The 16230-nt window shown below is 72.4% G+C and carries 9 protein-coding genes; 5 read left to right on the top strand and 4 right to left on the bottom strand.

Annotated features, from left to right (window positions below):
- Nucleotides 1-59: 59 nt before the first annotated feature.
- From AB0A63_RS38675 to AB0A63_RS38685, 3 genes are read left to right on the top strand one after another with little or no spacing between them, the layout of a single operon-like run.
- Nucleotides 60-389, top strand: a complete 330-nt coding sequence (locus tag AB0A63_RS38675; protein ID WP_360401116.1) for a metalloregulator ArsR/SmtB family transcription factor — start codon at nucleotides 60-62, stop codon at nucleotides 387-389.
- A 24-nt stretch (nucleotides 390-413) separates the two neighbouring features.
- Entirely contained in the window at nucleotides 414-1487 is a 1074-nt protein-coding gene (gene arsB, locus AB0A63_RS38680) for an ACR3 family arsenite efflux transporter (RefSeq protein ID WP_360401119.1), read from the top strand.
- On the top strand, nucleotides 1474-2445 hold the full coding sequence (locus tag AB0A63_RS38685) for an ArsO family NAD(P)H-dependent flavin-containing monooxygenase (protein WP_360401123.1): 972 nt from the start codon (nucleotides 1474-1476) through the stop codon (nucleotides 2443-2445). Before arsB ends, AB0A63_RS38685 begins: the two co-directional genes overlap by 14 nt.
- Nucleotides 2446-2448: 3 nt before the next feature.
- On the opposite strand, the gene AB0A63_RS38690 is transcribed toward AB0A63_RS38685, so the two are convergent.
- The gene (locus AB0A63_RS38690) at nucleotides 2449-3657 is read right to left on the bottom strand and encodes an FAD-dependent oxidoreductase (RefSeq protein ID WP_360401126.1); all 1209 of its coding nucleotides are present in this window, start codon (nucleotides 3655-3657) and stop codon (nucleotides 2449-2451) included.
- A 137-nt stretch (nucleotides 3658-3794) separates the two neighbouring features.
- Nucleotides 3795-3959, bottom strand: coding sequence for a hypothetical protein (locus tag AB0A63_RS38695; protein WP_360401129.1), 165 nt, complete (start codon nucleotides 3957-3959; stop codon nucleotides 3795-3797).
- A gap of 142 nt (nucleotides 3960-4101) precedes the next feature.
- Here AB0A63_RS38695 and AB0A63_RS38700 point away from each other — a divergent pair, with 142 nt between their 5' ends.
- Nucleotides 4102-11367: an SDR family NAD(P)-dependent oxidoreductase gene (locus AB0A63_RS38700; RefSeq protein WP_360401132.1), complete on the top strand. Its 7266-nt coding sequence runs from the start codon at nucleotides 4102-4104 to the stop codon at nucleotides 11365-11367.
- Complete coding sequence (locus tag AB0A63_RS38705; RefSeq protein ID WP_360401135.1) at nucleotides 11364-12962, top strand: aldehyde dehydrogenase; 1599 nt, start codon at nucleotides 11364-11366, stop codon at nucleotides 12960-12962. The genes AB0A63_RS38700 and AB0A63_RS38705 overlap by 4 nt, the downstream gene beginning before the upstream one ends.
- Nucleotides 12963-13026: 64 nt before the next feature.
- Here AB0A63_RS38705 and AB0A63_RS38710 read toward each other — a convergent pair whose 3' ends face one another.
- Nucleotides 13027-13662, bottom strand: a complete 636-nt coding sequence (locus tag AB0A63_RS38710; RefSeq protein WP_360401138.1) for a hypothetical protein — start codon at nucleotides 13660-13662, stop codon at nucleotides 13027-13029.
- Nucleotides 13663-13758: 96 nt separating this feature from the next.
- Nucleotides 13759-16101: a molybdopterin-dependent oxidoreductase gene (locus AB0A63_RS38715; RefSeq protein WP_360401141.1), complete on the bottom strand. Its 2343-nt coding sequence runs from the start codon at nucleotides 16099-16101 to the stop codon at nucleotides 13759-13761.
- Nucleotides 16102-16230 lie beyond the last annotated feature (129 nt).

A 16230-nucleotide genomic window follows, 5' to 3' on the forward strand; every position in this document is an offset into this window, starting at 1 on the left:
GATGCGGATCACACCCGCTGTATCGACTTTTGTCAATCCAAGTCGCTATGGTTCACGCCATGACGAGCCAGGACCAGGTGCTGCTCGACTCGACGACCGCCGCCCGCCTGTTCAAGGCGCTCGGCGACCCGATCCGGGTCGAGCTGGTCGGGCTGGTGCGCCGGACGCAGGGGCAGGAGGCGTGCTTCTGCGACCTCGCCGACCAGTTCGACATGCCGCAGTCCTCACTCAGCCACCACCTCAAGATCCTCGTGCAGGCCGGTGTGCTGAGCAGGGAACGCCGCGGGACGTGGAGCTGGTACCGCGTCGACAACGCCGCGATCGACGCGCTGGCGGCCGTGCTGGCGCCGGGCGGGCCGCTGCGCGACGCCAGCACCTGCTGCGACTGACCCGACCACATCCCGGAGAACCCGTTGAGCACCACTCAGACCGCAGCACCGGACGTGCTGCACCGACTGTCCTTCCTGGACAGGCTGCTGCCGGTGTGGATCGGCCTCGCCGTGGTCGCAGGCCTGCTGCTCGGCCGGTTGGCGCCGGGCCTGCAGAGCGTGCTGGACGCGGTGCGGATCGGCGAGGTGTCGCTGCCGATCGCCCTGGGCCTGCTGCTGATGATGTACCCGGTGCTCGCGAAGGTCCGCTACGACGAGCTCGGCACCGTCACCCGCGACCGGCGGACGATGCTGCTGTCGCTGGTGCTGAACTGGGTCCTCGGGCCCGCGCTGATGTTCGCGCTGGCCTGGACCTTCCTGGCCGACCTGCCCGAGTACCGCACCGGACTGGTCGTCGTCGGCCTCGCCCGCTGCATCGCGATGGTCATCATCTGGAACGACCTGGCCTGCGGCGACCGTGAGGCAGCCGCAGTGCTCGTCGCGCTGAACTCGGTGTTCCAGGTGGTCATGTTCGGTGTGCTCGGCTGGTTCTACCTCGACCTGCTACCCGGCCGGCTCGGCTTGGACACCGCATCCGTCGACTTCTCCGCGTGGGAGATCGCCAAGTCCGTTCTCATCTTCCTCGGCATCCCGCTGCTGGCCGGCTACCTCAGCCGCAAGCTGGGGGAGCGGTCGAAGGGCCGGGAGTGGTACGAGTCGAAGTACCTGCCGCGCGTCGGCCCGATCGCCCTCTACGGGCTGCTGTTCACGATCGTCATCCTGTTCGCGCTGCAAGGCGAGAACATCACCAGCCGCCCGCTCGACGTCGCCCGCATTGCTCTGCCGCTGCTGGTCTACTTCGCCATCATGTGGGCCGGCTCCTACGCGCTGGGCAAGGCCGCTGGGCTCTCCTACGAGCGGACCACAACGCTCGCGTTCACCGCGGCGGGCAACAACTTCGAGCTCGCCATCGCCGTGGCGATCGGAGTGTTCGGCGTGACCTCCGGGCAGGCGCTCGCGGGCGTGGTCGGTCCGTTGATCGAGGTTCCGGTGCTCGTCGCACTCGTCTACGTGAGCCTGTGGCTCCGGCGTCGCTGGGCAGCTCGTGCCCAGCTCTGACGTCGTGGTGATCGGCGGCGGGCAGGCGGGGCTCGCTGCTGCCTTCTACCTGCGCCGCGCGGGCATCGACCACGTGGTGCTCGACGCACGACCCGTGCCGGGCGGCGCCTGGCCGCTCACGTGGAACTCGCTGCGGCTGTTCTCCGTCGCGCGCCACAGCTCGTTGCCCGGCTGGCCGATGTCGCCGTTCCCGGACGGTTACCCGACCGCGCAGCACGTCGTCGACTACCTCACCGCCTACGAGAAGCGCTACGACATCCCCGTGCAGCGGCCGGTCCAGGTGCGCGAGGTCGGCCGGGACGAGCACGGCCTGCTCGTCCACACCGACAACGGAACGTGGTCGGCACGGCACGTCGTCAGCGCGACCGGCACGTGGTGGCGGCCGTTCCGGCCGTCGGTGCGGCTGCCTGGGCGTCAGCTGCACACCGTGGACTACGCCGGCCCACAGGAGTTCGCGGGCCGGAAGGTCGTCGTGGTCGGCGGCGGCAACTCCGGTGCTCAGATCGCGGCCGACCTGCTGCCTCACGCCGAGCTGACGTGGATGACCCGCCGGCCACCGCGGTACATGCCCGACGAGATCGACGGCAAGGCCCTGTTCGACATCGCCACCCGCCACGGCGGCGTCGGCGAGCTCGGTGACATCGTCGCGGTGCCGGCCGTGCGGGAGGCACGCGACAGCGGCCTCCTCGTCGCCACACCGATGGATGACGGCGTCCTCGCCGACGCTGACGCCGTCCTTTGGTGCACCGGCTTCCGGGCTGCGCTCGGCCACCTCGCACCGTTGCGGCTGCGCGCCGCCAACGGCCGCATCGCCGTCGACGGCACCACCGCGGTCGAGGAACCACGCCTGCACCTGGTCGGGTACGGCAGCTGGACCGGTCCGGCGTCCGCCACGCTCATCGGCGTCGGGCCGACCGCCAAAGCGACCGTCGCGAAGATCGCCGCCTCCCTCGCGTGACGGTCAGACCCGCTGTTCGGCCGGCTCCTGGAGCTCAGCGCGGTGCGCGTCCAGCAGCCGCCGGCGCTTCTCGGCACCGCCCCGCAGCCGGTGCAGGCGGTACGAACCGGGCTTGCGCCCCTCGTCGGCCAGGTGGTCGGGGATGCCCTTGCAGATGCTCTCCTTGACCTTGGCGCCGAGGCTGCCGCCGACGTGCACGCCGACCGCGACGTCGGACCTGGTGGCGAGCTGGAAGATGCCCGCCGCGCGGCCCAGGCTGATGCACTGCGCGTAGAAGCCCTGGTGCAGGAGCTCCGGCTGCTCGCCCGCGAGCCGGCTGAGCACGGTGTCGGCGGCGCGCGCACCCGTCGGGATCGCGTTCAGGCAGCTCATCCGCAGTGCCAGACCGGACGGCGCCATGGCGTCCCCGGCCGCGACGACGCGCTCGTCGTCCACGCTCGTCAGCGTCTCGTCGGTGAGCAGCCTGCCCGCCGTGTCGGTGGTGAGACCGCTGCGCAACGCCAGGTCCGGAACGGCGAAGCCCACCGTCCACACGGTGACCGCGCTCGCCAGCTCCCTGCCGTCGGCCAGCCGCACGGCGTCCCTGGTCACCGCCGTCACCTTCGCGTCGCCGCCCTCGACCACGGTCACGCCGAGCGCCGCCAGCCGCCGTGCGACCGCGCGCCGGCCGCGGGCGTGCAGGTACGGGCCGAGAACACCGCCGCACACCAGCGTGACCCGGCGGCCCAGCTCCGCCAGCTCGGCCGCGGTCTCGATGCCGGTGGGACCGGCTCCGACCACCGTCACCGGCGCGGCGAGGGCCGTGTCGGCGAGAACCGAACGCAGCCGCTGCGCCGTCTCCAGCGTGGCGATCGGGAACGCGAACTCAGCCGCCCCCGGCACGTCCGGCTCGGCGTTGCCGCTGCCCACGGCGTAGACGAGGTAGTCGTAGCCGAGCGCCGAGCCGTCGGACAGCCGCACCCGGCGCCCGGCCGCGTCGATGACGTCCACCGCGTCCACCACGAGCCGAACGCCCTGCGCCAGAACGTCCTCGTACGCGACGACCGCCGCGTCCGACCCGCCCACCAGCTGGTGCAGGCGCACCCGGTGCACGAACTCGGACCGCGGGTTGACCAACGTGACCGCGACGTCCTCGCGCTGCGTCAGCCGGTTCGCGGCCATGACACCCGCGTACCCGCCACCGATAACGACCACGTGCGTGCTGCCGGCCATGACTGCCTCCTCCGTCTTTCGGGAATCGGCATGGAGACGGCGCGTCGCCGGACTTCGTGACACGACGTGTCCCAGGTCACTTCACGTGCTGACGGCCGGCTGCCGCTGCACACCGGCGAGCAGCACGTGGTCTCGCGTCAGCGGCGGCGCAGGGAGTTCCACACCACGTAGCCCCCCAGCAGCCATCCGGCGGCGAACAGCAGGATCGGCACGACCAGGGGCCACCCGAGCAGCAGGGTCGTCAGCGACGCAGCCGCCGCCAGGACCATGCCCACAAGGCCGTTGCGACTCCGGGGATCCATCGCCCTCCTCACGGTCGATCATCGGGCTTCCCGACGGCTTCACCACCGAAACGCGGTGGCGGTGTCACCTGATGGGTTGGTCATCCGGGTGAGTGCCTGCGCCAGCGTGGATCCGGCACCCGCGGTCCGAAATGATCCGGGCGTGCTGGACAAGATCGCAATCGTGGGCGTGGCGTGTCGTTTTCCCGGCGGGGTCGGCGATCTGGAGGGGCTGTGGTCGCTGCTGGCCGCGGGGCGTGAGGCGGTCGGGGCGCCGCCGCCCGGCCGGTTCGACGTCGAGCGGTACTGGGACTCCAACCAGATGCGGCCGGGCAAGTCCTACACGTTCGCGGGCGGTTACCTCGACGACATCACCGGGTTCGACGCGGACTTCTTCGGGATCAGCCCGCGTGAGGCGGTGTGCATCGATCCCCAGCAGCGGCTGCTGCTGGAGCTGGGTGTCGAGGCGCTCGACGACGCCGGGATCGACCCGGCGGCGCTGGCCGGTACGGATGCCGCCGTGTTCGTCGGCGTGTCCGCGCTGGACTACGGCGGGCAGCAGATGCTCATCCCGTCCGCGGTCGGTCCCTACACGAACTCCGGGGCGGCCCTGTCCAACACGGCGAACCGGCTGTCCCACCAGTTCGACGTGCACGGGCCCAGTCTGAAGGTGGACACGGCGTGCGCCTCGTCGCTGAACGCGGTCCACCTGGCCTGCGAGCACCTGCGGCACGGCGGCGGACGCGTCGCCTTCGCCGCCGGGGTCAACCTGCTGCTCAACCCCATCACCTACGTCGGGTTCGCCAAGGCGGGGTTCCTGTCGCCGACCGGGCGGTGCCGCCCGTTCTCGGCCCAGTCCGACGGGTACGTCCGTGCCGAGGGCGGTGGCGTGCTGGTCCTCAAGCGCCTGGCCGACGCGGTTGCCGACGGCGACCGCGTCCACGCCGTGATCGCGGGGTCCGGGACGAACAGCGACGGGCACACCAGCGGGCTGGTGCTGCCCAGCTGTGCGGCCCAGGAAGCGTTGCTGCGCCAGGTCTACGACCGGTTCGAGCTCGACCCGGACGACCTGGCCTACCTGGAGGCGCACGGCACCGGCACGCCGATCGGCGACCCGGTCGAGTGCCGGGCGATCGGCGGCGCCCTCGGACTCCGCCGGACCGGCGCGGCGCTCCCGATCGGCTCGGTCAAGGCGAACCTGGGGCACCTGGAACCGGCGTCGGGCATGGCAGGGCTGTGCAAGGCGGTGCTCGTGCTGCGCCACGGCGAGATCCCCGCGACCCCGCACGCGAGCCCGCGCAGCACGGAGATCGACTTCGACGGCCTGGCGCTGACGCCGGTGGAGCGGTCGCGGCCGGCGGAGGGCCGGTTGGTCGGGGTGAACTCGTTCGGGTTCGGCGGTGCGAACGTCCACGTCGTCCTGGAGGAACCACCCGCGGCTCCGCCCGCGCTGCGCGTGGCGACCGCGGTGCCGATCGTCGTCTCGGCGCACACCGAGGCCGCCCTGGCCGACGCGGTGGCCCGGATGGACCGGCGGCTGGCCGACTGCACGGACTTCGCCGACCTCGCCTACACCTCCTCCCAGCGACGGGGGAAGCACGCCCACCGCCGGGTGGTGCTCGCCGCCGACGCGGACGAGGCGCGGCAACGGCTGGCGAAGCAGGTTCCGCCGCAGCGGGCGACCGAGCGGGGCCGCGTCGCCTTCGCCTTCTCCGGCCATGGCGCGCAGTGGGCCGGCATGGCGGCCGACCTCGTCGACACCGACCCGGTGTTCGCCGCCGCGGTCGCCGGAATCGACGCCGTGCTGGCGCCGCTCGCCGGCTGGACGGTCGCCGACGAGCTGCGGTCGGCCGAGCCGCGGTTCCACGACACGAGCGTGGTCCAGCCCGTTCTCTTCGCGGTGCAGGCCGGCATCGTGGCGGTGCTCGCGGAACGCGGCCTGCGGCCGGAAGCGGTGTACGGCCACAGCGTGGGTGAGGTCGCCGCCGCATTCGCCGCCGGGATCTACGACGTGGAGCAGGCCGTGAGGCTGGTGGTGGCGCGCAGCCGGGCCCAGGCGACCACCGCGGGCACCGGCACCATGGCCGCGGTCAGCCTCGGGCAGGACGAGACCGAGGCCCTGCTCGCACGGTACGACGGGCGCGTGGAGATCGCGGGGATCAACAGCGCGCACGACGTCACGGTCGCCGGGCCGAGGGCCGATCTGCACGACCTCGCCGACCGGCTGGCCGAGCGCGAGGTCTTCTGCCGCCTGCTCGAACTGGACTACCCGTTCCACAGCACGGCGATGGAACCGGTGCGCGCCCCGTTGCTGGCGGACCTGGCCGGTCTGGCGCCGAAAGCCGCCACCGTCGACTTCGTCTCCACGGTCACCGGCGCGCCCCTGGCGGGGGAGCGGTTGGACGCCGGGTACTGGTGGCGCAACGTCCGCGAGCCCGTCCGGTTCGCTGCGGCCACCGACCACCTGGTCGCGGCCGGGTTCGACACGATCATCGAGATCGGGCCGAAACCGGTGCTGCGGACGTACCTGAAGCGAGCGGCGAAGGACAGCGTGCTCGCCGTGCTGCCGACGCTCACCCGCGACGAGCCCGGACCGGCCGCTCTGCTGAGCTCGGTGGAGTCCGCGCTGGCCGCGGGCGTGCCGATCGCGGGGGAACGGTTCTTCCCCCGCCGGGGCCGGGTCGTGCCGTCGCCCGCCTACCCGTGGCGGCGCGAGCGGTTCTGGCTGGGCGACCAGCACACCTGGAGCGGTGCCAGCGCGCCGCCCGACCACGTGCTGCTCGGGGACCGGGTCGCCGTCTCCGACCCGACGTGGCAGACCACCGTGGACCCGGCGCGGTGGCCGTGGCTGGCCGGTCACCGGGCGGCGGGGACGCCGATCATGCCGGCGGCCGGCTACCTGGAGATGGGCTGGGCGGCCGGACAGCTCGTGTTCGACGGACCGGCGGAGGTGAGGGAACTGCACATCACCAAGCCGCTGGTGGCTCCCGACGACGAGTCCGTGTTGCCCCGCATGCAGGTGTCGCTGTCCGAAGAGGACGGTGTCTTCCGGGTCGCCACGTGCTCGGCCGAGGGGAAGGTGTGGCTGACCCACGCACGGGGGCGGGTGCGCCGCCGGGTGGCCCCGGCCCCGCCACCGCTCGACCTGGCCGAGCTGCGCACGCGGTTCGCCGGGAGGGGCGAGCACGTGGACCGGGAGACGCTGTACGCCGACGGTGAGCGGATCGGCCTCGGCTACGGCCCCGAGTTCCTCGTCATCTCCGACCTGTGGGTCGACGGCACGGAGGTGCTGGCCGACTACGACTGCGGCCACCTGGACCTCACCGGGTTCCACGCGCACCCGGCGTGGACCGACGTCGCCCCGCAGGCCGCGATCCAGCTCGGCCGCATCCGCCGCGGCCACGTCGCCGACGAGGACTCCTACCTGCCCGTGGCGGTCGGCTCAGCCCGCTTGTGGAGCCCGCCCACCAAGACCGGCGCCGTGCACTTCCGCTGCCGCACGCTCGCGGAGTCCTGGGCCTCGGCCGACATCACGCTCACCGACGACGCGGGCACCGTCCAGCTGGAACTGCTCGACTGCCGGTTCCTGCGGGTCAAGGTGCCCAGCCGGCGCGCGGTCCTGCGCCAGCACACCGAGCTCCGCGCCGCACCGCGCGGCCTGCCGCCCACCGCGGCGGTGCCCTGCCCGTCGCCCCTGGTCGAGGGGCGGCCGGTCACCGGGTACGCGGAGCTGCGGCGACGGCGGCTCGCGGCGACCGCCGCCTTCACGGTGCGCGCGTTCACCACCATCCTCGACGGCGCGGAGGTGTTCTTCACCGACGACCTGCTGGCCGCCGGAGTGCGCCCGGAGTTCGGCCGCCTGCTCGACCTGCTGACCGGACTCGCCGCCGACCACGACCACCTGGAGTGGCTCGGTGAGTTCCAGGGGCGCACCCGCTGGCGGATCCGCCCCGACGTCGCCGAACCCGCGTTCGCGGGCCTGGTCACCGACTTCCCCGAGCACGTCGCGGACCTGACCCTGTTCGGCCGGTGCGGCCTGCACCTGGCCGCACTGCTGCGCGGTGAACGCGACGCGCTGGACATCCTTTCTCCCGCGCACGGCAGCGACACCCTGGCGCACTACTACGACCTGTCTCCGTCACTGCGGTCTTGCAACCAGGCCGCCGCGGAGGTCATGCGCGCCTTGGTCGAGGCGTGGCCGGCGGATCGTCCACTGAGGATTCTCGAGGTGGGCGGCTGCACCGGTGCGCTGACCGCGGCGTTGCTGCCCGTGCTGCCGGCGGACCGCACGCGGTACGTGTTCACGGACGTCTCGCAGGTCTGCCTCGCTCCGGCGGAGGCACGGTTCGCGCGGTACGACTTCGTCGAGTACCGGACCCTGGACCTCGACCAGCCCGACGTCGAGGCAGGTGGCTTCGACGTGGTGGTCGCCGGGAACGCCCTCCACGCGGCCAAGGACGTGCGTGCGGCGCTGCGCGCGGTGTCGGAGGTGCTGACCGACAACGGACGTCTGCTGTTCGTCGAGGCCCACGACCCGCTGCTGCTCGCCCTGCCGTTCGGCCTGGTACCGGAGTTCTGGTCGATGACCGACCTCGACCTGCGGCCCGCCTCGCCGGTGCTGTCCGCTCAGCAGTGGCGTGACCTGTTGCCGGGCAACGGTTTCCACGCCGCGCGCACGGTCCTCGAAGGCGAGCTGTGCTCGCTGACGACAGCGAGCAGGGTGCCGCGCACCGCTCCGGTGCAGGAGGCGACGAGCGTCGCGACCACCGGCCGTGTCGTGGTCGTCGCCGAGGACGACACCGACGACGGACTGGCCGCGACGCTCACGACGAGGCTGGCGGAGCTGGGCGCCGACGCGGTGCGGACCACCGCCGGCACCGGCACAGCCGACTGGTTCACCGCTTCCGAGACCGATGTGGTGCTCGTGCTCGCCGAGACCGGTCCGGACCCGGCGGCCGCCGTCGAGGCGACCACCCGGCGGTTCGAGCTCGTGCGCGCGCTCGCGGTCAGGTCGGCCGAGCTCCCCGCAGGAGCGGTGACGCGGCTCTGGCTGGTCAGCCGCCCCACCGGCGTCAACCCGGCGCCCGAGGGGGCCGCGGACCCGGCCGGCGCCGCGTTCTGGGGCGCCACGCGCACCGTGGCCGCCGAACACAGCCTGCTCGGCATCCGGCGCGTGTCGGCCGGGCCCGACGTCCCGGTCGACCGGATCGCACGTGAGGTCCTCGATCCGGCGGACGAGGACGAGGTGGTGCTCACCGCGTCGGGCCGGTTCGTGCCGCGGCTGCGCGACCTGCCCGCACCGGCTGCCGACGACCCCGCCACCCCGTACCGGCTCATCGCCCGTGACGCGGGACCGTCCTACGAGCTGGCGTGGGTGGCCGCGGAGATGCCGGAACCCGGCCCCGGACAGGTCGCCGTCGAGGTCCGCGCGACGGGCATCAACTACCGCGACGCGCTGCTCGCGGTCGGGCTGCTGCCGGGCTGGGTGGTGGAGGCCGGCATGACCGGCACGCACCTCGGCGGCGAGTGCGCGGGAGTGGTCACGGCGGTCGGCCCCGGCGTGACCCGGTACCGGCCGGGTGACCGGGTCTTCGGGTCCGTCGCCGGTTCCTTCGCCTCGCACGTGCTGGCGGACGAGAACCTGGTGGGACCGGTGCCCGACGGGATCGACCTGGTCGCCGCGGCGACCATGCCCGTCGCGTTGATCAGCGCGAGCTACGGGCTGGTGAACCAGGCCGGGCTCGCCAAGGGCGAGACGGTCCTGGTGCACGGCGCCGCCGGTGGCGTCGGGCTGGCAGCCCTCCAGTGCGCCCGCCACCTGGGTGCCGCGGTGATCGCCACCGCGGGCACAGAGGAGAAGCGCGACTTCCTCAGGCTGCTCGGCGTGGAGCACGTCTTCGACTCGCGCAGCCTCAGCTTCGCCGCCGACGTGCTCGCCGTCACCGGCGGGCAGGGCGTCGACGTGGTGCTGAACTCGCTGGGCGGTGAGTTCATCGGGCGCAGCCTGGAGCTGCTGCGGTTCGGCGGCCGGTTCGTCGAGCTCGGCAAGCGCGACCTCTACAGCGACCGCAACGTCTCGCTGTTCCCGTTGCGCAACAACATCAGCTACTTCGCCGTGGACGTCGACCAGCTGGGCAGCCACCGGCTGCAGGAGATCGCCGCCGAGCACGACCGGATCATCGACCACGTCCGGTCGGGAGCCGTCCACCCCATCCCGCACCGGGCGTTCCCGGCTGCCCAGGCCGCAGAGGCGTTCCGGTCCCTCCAGCACTCCCGGCACATCGGCAAACTGGTCGTCACCTTCGACCGGCGGCCACCGGTCGAGCGGGCTGCCCGGTCGAGCGCCTTCGCGGCCGACCCGTGCGGCACCTACCTGGTCACCGGTGGCGCGAGCGGGTTCGGCGCCGAGACGGCGCGCTGGCTCGTGGACCGCGGGGCCAGGCACCTCGCACTGGTGAACCGGCGGGGAACGGCCGTGCCGGGGGCCGGGGACCTCGTCGCCGAGCTGACCGCGCGGGAGGTGGCGGTGTCCGTGCACGCCGCCGACGTGACCGACGAGTCCGCCATGCGCGCTGTCATCGACTCAATCGACGGCGGTGGCGCCCCGCTGCGGGGCGTGGTGCACGCGGCGATGGTGCTCGACGACGCGATGATCGCGGACCTGACGCCGGAGCGGTTCCGCGCCGTGCTCGCACCGAAGATGGCCGGCGCGATGGTCCTCGACCGCCTCACCGGTGACCACGACCTCGACCTCTTCCTCCTGTTCTCCTCGGGGGCGGCCGTGGTGGGCAACGCCGGTCAGGCCGCCTACTGCGCGGGGAACCTCTTCCTGGAAGCGCTGGCCCGTGCTCGCCGCGCCAGGGGGCTGGCCGGGCAGGCGATCGCCTGGGGTGCCCTCGCCGAGGTCGGCTACGTCGCGCGCAACGAGACCACGGCCAAGACGGTGACCAGGGCGGGGTTGAACCTGCTGCCGCTGCGCGCGGTGCGCCGTGCGCTGGACGACCTGGTCGGCGGTCCCGAGGTGGCATTGGTGTGGAGCCACGACGGCCAGTTCCTGCGCCGCCTCTACTCCCACCTCACCACCCCGAGGCTCGGCGAGCTGACAGGGGGCGACCAGACCGCTGACGGCGAGGACGAGGACCTGGTCGCCCGGCTGCGGGAGGCCTCGGTGGACGAGGCGGTCGAGCTCGTCGCCGACCACGTCGTGAAGACGCTCGCCGAGGTGCTGGGCGTCGCACCGGACCGCATCGACCGCAACCGGCCGCTGGACCAGCTGGGCGTGGACTCCCTGATGGGTGCGGAGCTGGTCACCAAGATGCGGCGCCGGTTCGGCCGGGAGATCCCGGTCATGCGGGTGGTCGCGAGCACCGGCATCGACGACCTGGCCCGTTCCCTGGCCACCTACTTCAAGACCGAGGACGACCAGTGACCCAGACGACCGTGCGGCACTTCCCGCTCTACATCGGCGGCGCGCTCGTCGACACCGACGAACGCGCGTACGGCATGAGCGTGCGCGCCGTCCTGGACCCCGGCGGGACCACCGCGGCGTCCCTGTTCCGCCTGCTCCGCGAGGGCACCGAGGAGGAGGTGCACGCCCACCCGCACGTCCTCTGCTCGGTCGCGTTGTCCACGCCGGAACAGGGGCAGGCAGCGCTGCGGGCGGCAGCGGAGGCGGCGGCACGGCTGCGCCTGGTGCCGTTCACCGACCGCCTGGCGTGCGTGGGCGACCTGTACGAGAGGTTCCTGGAGCACCGCGAGGAGCTCGCGCGGCTGATGCGCATGGAGGGGTGCCCGCGCCTGCTGGCGGAGGCGCAGCTCAACGCGGTGCTGCACCTCGTCCGCCCGGAGAGCCTGGAGCTGGCGCGTTCCCTGCTGCGGCAGGAGATCAGCACGCCGCACCACACGATCGTGCTGCAACGCCAGCCCGACGGCGTGGTCTGCGTCGACCCGCCGGCCAACGTCCCGCTGTACGGGCTGATCGCCTCCCTGGTGCTGCTGGCGGGCAACAGCGTGGTGATCCGGGTGCCGCGCAGCTGTGCCAGCTCGCTGGCCCACGCGCTGCACAACGTCATCATCCCGGCGTTGGAGGCGAACGGGGCGCCGCCGGGAACGATCAACGTGTTGTGCGCCGACTTCGAGATCACCATGCGGCAGTGGCTGGACAGCCCGCTGGTGAACACCATCTACTACTTCGGCTCCAGCGCCCGCGGGCTGGCACTGGAACGCGAGTGCGTGGAGCGGGGCAAGCGGGCGATCCTGGAGCTGTCCGGCAACGACGGCCTGCTGGTGTGGCACGACGCCGACCTCGAACATGCCACCGCGGCGCTGGTCGAGTCGTTCTACGCCTCCGGCCAGGCCTGCATCGGCCCGAAGTACGCCGTCGTCCACCCCGCCGTCGCCGACCAGCTGCTCGCCCGGCTGCGGGAGGCCGCGTCCGCGCTGCGCCCCGGTGACCCGGAGGACTCCGACACGGTGCTCAGCCCCGTTCTGCGCGCCACGGCCTTCCGGCGCTGCCTCGACGAGGCGTTGCGCGCGGGCGCCACGAAGGTCTGCGGTGGCGCGCAGATCGACCTGCGCGGCGAACCCGATCCCCAGGGGCTGTTCATCGAACCGACCGTGGTGCGCATCGACGGCTTCGAGCTCGCCGAGACCATGTCCGCCGTGCGCGAGGAGTGCTTCTTCCCGCTGCTGTCGGTGGTGGTGCCGGAGGACGGTCCTGACCTGCTCGACCGCTGCATCGGGTTCCTCAACGGCAACAGGTTCGGTCTGCGCAACTCCCTGTGGGCGGAGAGCCGGGAGGTGGTCGAGCGGTTCACCACGGCGGTGACCAACGGGGGAGTGCTCAAGGTCAACGACTCCCACATGGCCCACGCCCCGTACACGCCGGGGCTCGGCGGCACCGGGGACAGCGGAGGCCCGCACGGTGAGGCCGCCTACCCCTTCCTGCGCGCCAGCCGCCTCCAGGCCGTCGCCATCGCCACGACCAGGACCCACCCCTGGGAAGCCGTCATGGGGGTGAACTGACACGAAGACGACCACCGGCGCACGGGGTTCTCCCGGTGCGCCGGTGGTCGTCGTTCCGAAGTGGTCAGACGGGCAGTGAGTCCGGCACGGGCCACGCACGGCCCCCGCCCGTCGCGGTGAACACCGTGTCCGTGACGGAGAACAACGCAACGCCGAATGCCTTCGTGAAGGCGTCCACGCCCTCCTTGGTGGGGGTGATCGGGATGTTGCTGCCCTTGATCACAGTCGGCTGACCCGGCGCCCCCGGTTGCACGGACAGCCTCACCGCGCTGACATCGCCGGCGTACAGCGGCAGCTCGCCGACCCACTGGTCGTTGATCTTCAGGAAGGCGAAGACCCGCCCGTCCGGAACCGACCCCCGGATTCCGGCGATCTCCATCCGGGCTTTCGCGTTGCGCAGCACCACCCCGCCCAGCGCGCGTCCGGACCCCTTCCCGGGTTGCCCCACCGGGCTGATGGTGCCGGTGCTGTACTCCGGGGGGAGCTTGACGCCGACGACGGTCGTGCCGTCCGCCCCCACGATCGCGGTGGCCGGCGCCAGGGCCTGCACCTCGATCTTCTCCGTCGCGAGCCGCTCGCGCGCGACGTCGGTCAGCCGCATCTCACCCAGTCCGTCCAGCAGGGTGAACGCCGCGTCAGCGGTCGGGCTCGCGCTCGCGGACGTCCCTCCGTGCAGCTGCGCGAGAACAGGCGCCGCCATTGCGCCGCTGACAAACATGCGTCGAGTGATCGCCATGATCCCCAGTGTCACGCATTCCGGGGAGAACTTCGCCGCACGTAACTCGAAAGAGGAGGTTCACGTGTGCCGCAACGGGTTTTGGTGCTGATCACCCAGAATCCGCGGCGGGGTGAAGGCCAGCACGTCGGGGAGCGGGCCGTCATGGGGTTCGACGTCGACGAGAACGCTGTGGGCGCTGGGTCCCTGGGACAGGCGCGAGCACGGCCGGTCCGCGGTGAGGGCGTTCGGGTTGCCGTGGCGGTCCAGCGTCCCGCTCACGCCCGGCTCGACCGGGTCCCACCACGCTCCGGTGGACAGCTGCACGACACCGGGCATGACGTCGTCCGACAGGACCGCGCCCGCGAGGCAGCTCCCCCGGTCGTTGTGGACGCGCACGACCATGCCGTCCTCGATGCCGCGCGCCGCGGCGTCCGAGGGGTTGATCGTCACGGGTTCGCGCCCGCGGATCTTCGAGGCGAGGCTGTGGCCGCCGTTGTCGTACTGGCTGTGCAGGCGTGAGGCGGGCTGGTTCGAGATCAGGTGCAGCGGGAACCGGTCCGCCAGCCCGGCGCGGAGCCACTCCACCGGCTCGAACCACGTGGGGTGCCCTGCGCAGTCGTCGTAGCCGAACGAGTCGATCTCCTCGGAGAAGATCTCGATCCGGCCCGACGGCGTGGTCAGGGGGAACTGCCGCGGATCCGAGCGGAGGGCTGCGAAGCTGCCGGGGAACGGTCCGGTCGAGGCCGGCAGCGCGGCGGTGGAGCTGCGCCAGAAGTCGTCGAAGTCCGGCAGCGCGGCGGTGTCACCGAGCTGGGCCTTCGTCTCCTCGTAGAGGTGGCGGACCCAGTCGAGCTCGGAGCGCGACTCGGTGAACTCCTCGTGGTACCCGAGCCGGGCGGCCAGGTCGGCGAAGATGTGGTGGTCGGTGCGCGACTCGCCGGCGGGCTCGCGGACCTTCGGCATCGCGACGAGGTGGGGGTCGGAGAAACCGGCGGCGAAGTCGTCGCGTTCGAGGCTGGTGGCGACGGGCAGGACGATGTCCGCGAACTTGGCCGTCGTGTTCCACCAGGCTTCGTGCACCACGACCGTGTCGGGAACCTGCCACGCGCGGGTCAACCGGTGCAGGTCCTGGTGGTGGTGGAACGGGTTGCCCCCGCACCAGTAGACGAGGCGGAGCTCGGGCAGCGTGAGCCTGCTGCCGTCGTAGTCGATGACCTCACCGGGGTGCAGCAGGGCGTCGGCGATCCTGGCGACGGGGATGAAGTCGGGAACCGGGTTGGGGACCGCGGGGATGGTCCCCACGAACGGGCGGTCCGGAGCGACGCCCGTCGCGTCCATCGTCGCGTAGCCCGCACCCCAGCCGCAGCCGGGCCGGCCCAGGGAGCCCGCCATGGCGGCCAGCACGACGGACATCCAGATCGGTTGTTCACCGTGGTCCGCGCGTTGCACCGCGTAGTTGACCATGATGAGTGACCGCTGCGCGGTGAGGCGGCGGGCGAGACCGGTGAGCACGTCCTGGTCGAGGCCGGTGATCCCCGCGGCCCAGGCCGCGTCCTTGCGGACGCCGTCGAGCTCGCCGGTCAGGTAGGCGGCGAAGCGGTCGAACCCGACGCAGCACCGGCTCAGGAAGTCCTCGTCGTGCCAGCCGTTGACCAGCATCGTGTGTGCGATGCCGAGCATCGCGGCGGTGTCGGTGTTGGGGACGACGGGCAGCCACTCGGCGTCGAGGAACCCGGCGGTGTCGCTGCGGATCGGGCTGACGTTCACGAACCGGACGCCGGCCTCGCGGCACCGGCGCTGCAGGTCCCGCGTCTGGTGCCGGGCCAGCCCGCCGGGGTTGATCTGGCTGTTCTTGAGGGCGAGCCCGCCGAACGCCACCACGAGCTCGCAGTGCTCGGCTATCTCGTCCCACATCGGCATCCGGCTCTGGTAGCTCCACGGGTGCCCGCCGATCACGTGGGGGAGGATGACCTCCAGAGCCGCGGTGCTGTAGGTGTTGCGCGAGTCGGTGAAGCCCCCGCCCAGCGCCAGGAACCGGTGCAGCTGTCCCTGCGCGTGGTGGAACCTGCCCGCGCTCGCCCACCCGTAGGACCCGCCGAACACCGCGCTGTCCCCGTGCTCCGCGCGGACCCGGCGGAGCTCGTCGCTCACCAGCGTGATCGCACGGTCCCAGCTCACCTCGACGAAGGCGTCGGAGCCCCTGGCGGTGCCGCGGTCGCGCGGCTCGCCGTCCAACCAGCCCTTGCGCACGGCGGGGCGCAGCACGCGCGCGCTGTCGTCGGCGGCCCGCACCATCCCGGGGCCGATGGGGGACGGAGCGGGGTCACCGGGCTTCGGCTCGATCCGCACCAACCGGCCGGACTCGACCACGGCGACGAAACTGCCCCAATGGGTCGCGACCGACATGCGTTGCTCGACCATGCATCACCTCTGCCACCGAAGTTCCCGGCCCGGGACCATGGTTGCTCATGCGGCTGGCGGAGTGATGTAGTGCAAATGGGTCCTGTCCGGCCGCTGCCTCGGCTTCGGGTGCAGCGGGCCGGACGACAC

The sequence above is a fragment of the Lentzea sp. NPDC042327 genome, assembly GCF_040647275.1.
In the GTDB taxonomy this organism is placed as follows: domain Bacteria; phylum Actinomycetota; class Actinomycetes; order Mycobacteriales; family Pseudonocardiaceae; genus Lentzea.